The organism is Mesorhizobium sp. M1E.F.Ca.ET.063.01.1.1 (assembly GCF_003998155.1).
Taxonomy (GTDB): Bacteria; Pseudomonadota; Alphaproteobacteria; order Rhizobiales; family Rhizobiaceae; genus Mesorhizobium.
The window spans coordinates 1-5706 of the sequence record NZ_RZSC01000373.1 but is presented as its reverse complement, the minus strand read 5'-3'; the positions used below and the strand labels follow the sequence as shown (position 1 = coordinate 5706).

Annotated in this window: 7 protein-coding genes and 2 pseudogenes; 3 read left to right on the top strand and 6 right to left on the bottom strand. The window is 60.7% G+C overall.

Annotated elements, in window-relative coordinates; all coding sequences use genetic code 11:
* The 4 genes from EOA29_RS22905 to EOA29_RS22890 form a co-directional block, all read right to left on the bottom strand.
* Positions 1-773, bottom strand: a 773-nt coding sequence (locus EOA29_RS22905) for an SAM-dependent methyltransferase (RefSeq protein WP_127221593.1), incomplete at its 3' end; no start/stop codon positions are given.
* Positions 770-1624, bottom strand: coding sequence for a prolipoprotein diacylglyceryl transferase (lgt, locus tag EOA29_RS22900; RefSeq protein WP_127221591.1), 855 nt, complete (start codon positions 1622-1624; stop codon positions 770-772). The genes EOA29_RS22905 and lgt, both read right to left, overlap by 4 nt.
* A gap of 83 nt (positions 1625-1707) precedes the next feature.
* Positions 1708-2010, bottom strand: coding sequence for a type II toxin-antitoxin system RelE/ParE family toxin (locus EOA29_RS22895; protein ID WP_126092386.1), 303 nt, complete (start codon positions 2008-2010; stop codon positions 1708-1710).
* A complete protein-coding gene (locus EOA29_RS22890; RefSeq protein ID WP_126092387.1) occupies positions 2007-2267 on the bottom strand; it encodes a type II toxin-antitoxin system ParD family antitoxin in 261 nt (86 codons plus the stop codon). The genes EOA29_RS22895 and EOA29_RS22890 overlap by 4 nt, the downstream gene beginning before the upstream one ends.
* Before the next feature lie 141 nt (positions 2268-2408).
* Here EOA29_RS22890 and EOA29_RS22885 point away from each other — a divergent pair, with 141 nt between their 5' ends.
* The 3 genes and pseudogenes from EOA29_RS22885 (at position 2409) to EOA29_RS22875 (ending at position 3907) form a co-directional block, all read left to right on the top strand.
* On the top strand, positions 2409-2711 hold the full coding sequence (locus EOA29_RS22885) for an accessory factor UbiK family protein (protein WP_126092388.1): 303 nt from the start codon (positions 2409-2411) through the stop codon (positions 2709-2711).
* Positions 2712-3029: 318 nt separating this feature from the next.
* On the top strand, positions 3030-3530 hold the full coding sequence (locus EOA29_RS22880; protein ID WP_040970944.1) for a YbjN domain-containing protein: 501 nt from the start codon (positions 3030-3032) through the stop codon (positions 3528-3530).
* Between the two features lie 18 nt (positions 3531-3548).
* Positions 3549-3907 (top strand): annotated as a pseudogene (locus EOA29_RS22875) (tRNA-binding protein).
* Positions 3908-4016: 109 nt separating this feature from the next.
* Here the strand turns inward: EOA29_RS22875 and EOA29_RS22870 are convergent.
* Complete coding sequence (locus EOA29_RS22870; RefSeq protein WP_245464904.1) at positions 4017-4955, bottom strand: hypothetical protein; 939 nt, start codon at positions 4953-4955, stop codon at positions 4017-4019.
* 579 nt (positions 4956-5534) lie between these two features.
* Positions 5535-5706: pseudogene (locus EOA29_RS44060) on the bottom strand (glycosyltransferase family 1 protein); the annotation flags it as partial.

Sequence of the window (5706 nt, the reverse complement as noted above, 5' to 3'; positions counted from 1 at the left end):
CTGCGCAGCGCCTGCAATGTGTCGCCGATGCCGGGCTCAAGATGGCCATAATCGATGAAGAGCCCGGCGCCGCCGCGGCCGGCGATGCGCTCGGCAATCGCCGACATCAACGCCGCGCGGGCCGGCGCCACCTCGGCGATCGCGCCTTGCGGCGCGTCCGCCGCGCCCGACGGCAGCAGCGCCGGGTCGACGGAACCGGCGCCGGCAAAGAAATGGAGATTGTCGGCATCGTCGAGGCCGACCATCCGCTCGCGCCAGCCTGCGCCGACATGGACGAACTGGCGGATCGGCACCGCGTCGAACAGCTCGTTGCCGACGATGAAGAGCGGCTGGTGCGGCAGGGTGTCGATGGTCCGGTGCCAGCTCAGGGCTGCATTTTGATTGGCAAGCGTCGCTTTCTGGATCTCGATGAGGCGCGGACTGGTCTCGATCATGGCGAAGGAAGCGCCGGCTGCAAGCACCGGGTCGAGCCGCGACCATGTGCGCAGCATGTCCTTCATCAGTGTGCCGCGGCCGGGGCCGATCTCGGCGAAGGTGGCGGGAAGCGGCCGGCCGGCGCCCTGCCAGGCCTGGTAAAGCCAGACGGCGACAAGCTCGCCGAACATCTGGCTGATCTCGGGCGCGGTGACGAAGTCGCCGGCAGGGCCGAAGGGCTCGCGCGTCGTGTAATAGCCGTCCTTGGGGTCGAACAGGCAGAGCGCCATGTATTCGCTGACCGGGATCGGCCCCACGGCGCCGATCAGGTCGACGATGCGGTCCTTCAGGCGGGTCATGCTGCCTGCGGCTGCGTCATCGGCTTCGCAGTCGCCATGGCCCAGATGCCGGCGAGCACCATCGGCGAGGACAGGATCATACCCATGGTCAGCCAGTTGGTGCCGAGCAGGTAGCCGAGCTGCTGGTCGGGCTCGCGGAAGAGCTCGACGAAGATGCGCGACAAACCATAGCCGCAGATGAAGGCGCCGCCGACGAAACGCGGCGTTCTCAGCTTCAGCCGAGAATGGGTGAGGAAGCGCAGCACCAGGAACAGCACGAGGCCTTCAAGCAGCGCCTCATAGAGCTGGCTGGGATGCCGGGTAAACGGGCCGCCATTGGGGAATTCGATCGCCCAGGGCACATCCGACGGTCGCCCCCAGAGCTCAGAATTGATGAAATTGGCGACGCGCACCAGTCCGAGGCCGACCGGCACGCCAGCCGCGACGACGTCGAACAGCGTCCAAGTGTGGATGCCGCGCTTGAGCGAGAACAAGGTCATGGCGAGGATGACGCCGAGCAGCCCGCCATGAAACGACATGCCGCCCTGCCAGACGGCAAAGATGTCGAGCGGATGCGCGATGTAGCGCGCAAGATCGTAGAAAAGCACATAGCCGGTCCGCCCGCCGAGCACCACGCCGATCGCTGCCCAGACGATGAAATCGTCGAGGTCCTCGGGCTTCATCGGCAGCTTGCCGTCCGGCCAAAGGCTGGCGTTGGTGACGAGCCGCTTTGCGTACCACCAGGCAAAGAGGATGCCGACGATGTAGCCGACGCCATACCAATGCACCGCCAGCGGTCCGATATGGATGATGACCGGATCGATGTTGGGGAAGGGCAGAGAGGCCAGTGGCAGCAGGAAATATTCGCTCAAACTGGGGTCTCCCGGTTGCGGTCGTCTATCGGGCGCGGACCATGCGGCAGGGTTTTGGCGGGGTCAAGGCGGCTGCCGCGACCTCAATCCTCGGGGAATAGAATATTCTCAAAGTCCATCGCGCCGTGCAGGACATGCAGGATTTCCACCGCGCCTGTGCTGACGCGATAGAAGATCAGATAGCGGCCGTGAACGCGCCGACGGACGCCCGACGACCGGTATCGTTCCACGACTGGATGCCGCTCCGGCATGGTCCGCAATCGCAAGCAGTCGTCGCGCAGGTCCTGGATGAAGGTCACCGCGCGAAGTGGATTGTCGAGCCCGATGTGGTTGGCTATGGCCTCAAGGTCCGCTTTGGCCTGATCAGTGAAGGTTAGCGGCCTCACTTGCCCTTCTCTGCAATCGCCCTGTATTTCGCCTCAAGACGGTCGAACACTTCCTCTGCTGGCGTCGACCTGCCTGCGTCGGCATCCGAAATGCCTTTGGCGAGTGCCGCATCGAGGGTGGCAAGGCGCTTCTCTCGCTCCTCGACGAGGCGAACGCCTTCGCGCAATACCTCGCTTTTCGAATTGTAGCGGCCGGTGCTGACGAGCCGGTTCACAACATCTTCCAGCCGGTGCCCCAGGTCTGCACTGATCGCCATGACGGCCTCCTTTGAGAGGGTTCACTCTATAATAATAGTTATTGGAATGGCCAGCTAGCAGGAATAGCAAGTCCGCATCGGATGCGCTTGCATTCCGCGCCGCTCGCCACTACGTGAAAAATCAGCAAGCGAGGATTTGCCATGTCGAACGGACCGAACCGCATTCTCGACGAATTCGCCAAGCTGATGACGGATGCAGCGGGGGCCGCCCAGGGCGTTCGGCGCGAGATGGAGACCGCCTTCCGCAGCCAGGCCGAGCGCCTGCTCAACTCCATGGAAGTGGTTCAGCGTGAAGAGTTCGAGGCCGCGCGCGAGATGGCTGTCAAGGCGAGGGAAGACAGCATCCAGCTTGCGGCGCGCGTCGAGGCGCTCGAGGCCAAGCTCGCCGAACTGACCGGGCAGACCGCACCGGCGGCCGCGGCGAAGCCCAGATCAAAAAAATAATCGCTAAACTTTTCCACAAAGCGCGATCCGGAAAATCGCTTTGCCGTGAATCGCTTACCGGCATTGCATGAATCTTTTTGACAGCGCCTTTCCACATGCGAATGACGCAGTGCGAAAAATTGGGCTGTTCACGCGACTCCCGATCAATAGACTGAATTTGTTGCATGATTCGGAGCAGGGATCATGCGCCGGGCGGTGGGGTCCGGTCTGGAGTCTTTGCGTTTGAGAAGTTCCTGGCCGTCCGAGTTCTAGACAAGATTGTTCGTCGTGTGTGCCCCGCGGAGCGTGTGGCGCTCCCCTGAACACAGGAAGCATTCCATGGAACTTCTCGAACTCGAATTCTCCCGCGAAATCCACCCGGTGGATGTCATCGAGCAGGTGGCCCACAACAATGACTGGTCCTTCGAGCGCGCCGGCGACGACGAGATCTCGATTTCGGTGACCGGCAGTTGGACCGACTATCATGTCTCCTTCTCCTGGATGGAGGATTTCGAGGCGCTGCATCTGGCCTGCGCCTTCGACATCAAGGTGCCGGAAACGCGCGCGCTGGAAGTGATGCGGCTGTTGTCGCTCATCAACGAACAAATGCTGTTCGGCCATTTCGACCTGTGGGAGCAGGAGGGCGCGATCATGTTCAGGCAGTCGCTGCTGCTTGCCGGTGGGGTCGAGCCGTCGAGCCAGCAGGTCGAGGTGCTGCTGTCCTCGGCGCTCGAGGCCTGCGAATGCTATTTCCAGGCCTTCCAGTTCGTCGTCTGGTCCGGTACATCGGCCAAGGACGCGCTGTCCAGCGTGCTCTTCGAGACCCACGGAAACGCCTGAACCAAGCAGACGCCAGCGATGAGTTCCAGCAGCGGGCGCAAGCCCGAGATCAGCTTCGCCGATTTCGACCGTGTCGATATCCGTGCCGGCACGATCGTCGAGGCCGAGCCATTTCCGGAGGCGCGCAAGCCGGCGTTCAAGCTGAAGATCGATTTCGGCCCGGCCATCGGGGTGAAGAAGTCATCGGCCCAGATCACCAAATACTACGCTCCGGAAACGCTGATCGGCCGGCAGGTCTTCGCGGTGGTGAATTTTCCGCGCGCCAGATTGGCCCCTTCATGTCGGAAGTGCTGACGCTGGGCTTTCCCGACGAGGAAGGAGCCGTGGTGCTCGGCGCCATCGAGCGCAAGGTCCCGGACGGCGGGCGACTGTTCTAAAATTGGCGAGCAGGCTGCCGTCATCCGCAGTTGTCTGCGCTGCAGCCGGCGGATTGATCAAACTCGACCTCGCCGAGCGCAGCGCCGCCAGGAGGCCCGGGCAGGCGCATCATAGCGCCGCTGCAGCCGGCCGGATTGAGGCGATGGCTGCGGGCCGAAATGCGCCCAAAATGGTTCCGACCGTTGCGGCTGAGAGCACCAGATGGAGGACGTCGAACGGCCAGGCGAGTCCGAAATGCAACAGCATGAGGCTCAAGAAGGAAGGCGGCGCGGCATCCGCGGGGATCAGGATCAGGCCTGCGGCCAGGACCAGCCCATATTTGAGCATGGCAACTATTGCGAGAACGATGAGCATTATGGCGACGAAACGCAGGTGATTGCCGTGGAGCGCACGCCAGCACCCGATTGGATCAAACGATCCCGTCCAGAGAAAATCGCCGACAAACAGATATGTCCAGGCAAGCACGAAACCGCCCGCGAACAGGTTGAAGACTCCCATCGCCGACACCCAGGGCGTGATGTCCTCAGGACTGAGCGGCAGGTCATGTGTGGCCAGCAGGCCGGCGACGAGCAGTCTGTGCTCGCCGGCGACCGCAAAGCCGCTAAGAAGCTGGACGGCCGCGAGAAGCAACGCAGCCAAGAGAATCCGCTGGCTAAGCTCAAAGCGTATGCCCGGGATAGCGAAGCGTCTAGTACTTTCAATGCCGCGCCGAACAACGACACGGCCATGCTCGGGCGCGTTTGCCATGTGATCCAGAACGAATGCAAAGACCATCGCTGAGAACGGCGCGGCAACAATCGCGGAAAGCCAAGTCCTGGAGTCAAAGCCACGCGATAGAAGCCAGGCGGGCACCTGCTCCGGATCGGCAAAAAGAACAAGCGCAAGCGCCGCCAGACAGAGCGCCGTCAGAAAGCAGGGAAACCAGGCGGCCACGAAGAGCGGCCAGGCATTCGCACGGCAATAGCCGAGCACCCTCGCAACGGTCTTGCCGATGCGCAAGAGGCGACGCGTTGGCAATACGGCAGGCAACTCGTCCAGCGTTGACATCGGCGTCAATCCCGCAGCGAACTACACATGCAGAATAATGCACTGCAATTAACTATAGCGCAAGCTCTCGCTAGGCGGCGTGTTACCTAGCTAGGCTTCCGTATCCTTTCTGTGTCGCCAAAAATATATAAAACTGACGAAAACAATATTATAAAGAGACTTCTTTCATCCGCAAGAATGCCAATCCCGAGAATTAAGTAAGATATTATCTGATATACAAAAGACATAACCAGGTTTTTAAAATTCCCCCTCTTGTCCCAAGTAGATATCATGCAAATCAATATCACTAAAACAGGCAAAATCAACAATAGCCAGTGATTGGTGCGAATGGAATAGGCAATAAAATAAATCAAAGATGCTATTAAAAGCGCCGCCACCTTCCAACGAAAATTATTAATTGCAAGGAGGGCAGGCAAGCGCAGCTCCATCTAGAGACGGTGTAAAGCGGAGAAAATCTAAACCTTCGGCCCCCAAATTGAAAATGAAATCATCGGTATTGGTGTACAAAAGACTCAAAGAGGCAGTGGGATTGATTTAAGGGAAACGTCGCCGGCGGCACAGGTATGTGAAGGGGCCCTATCAGGCGGCCAGCTTGCGCGGCATCCCCAACGCTTCCTCGACGGCGTCGAGGAACATTTCGGCGCAGGCCTTCCAGCTGTAGCGCATGGCGCGCTGGCGCGCCTCAGCGCGGTCGATCTGAAGCGCCTTGAGCGCGGCCTCGCCTAGGTCCTCGGACACGGCTCCGCCGACG

Excerpts from the sequence above, each read along its gene's own strand:
- EOA29_RS22890 (WP_126092387.1), bottom strand. The coding sequence starts at position 2,267 with ATGGCGATCAGTGCAGACCTGGGGCACCGGCTGGAAGATGTTGTGAAC.
- EOA29_RS22885 (WP_126092388.1), top strand. The coding sequence starts at position 2,409 with ATGTCGAACGGACCGAACCGCATTCTCGACGAATTCGCCAAGCTGATG.
- EOA29_RS22880 (WP_040970944.1), top strand. The coding sequence starts at position 3,030 with ATGGAACTTCTCGAACTCGAATTCTCCCGCGAAATCCACCCGGTGGAT.
- EOA29_RS22870 (WP_245464904.1), bottom strand. The coding sequence starts at position 4,955 with ATGTCAACGCTGGACGAGTTGCCTGCCGTATTGCCAACGCGTCGCCTC.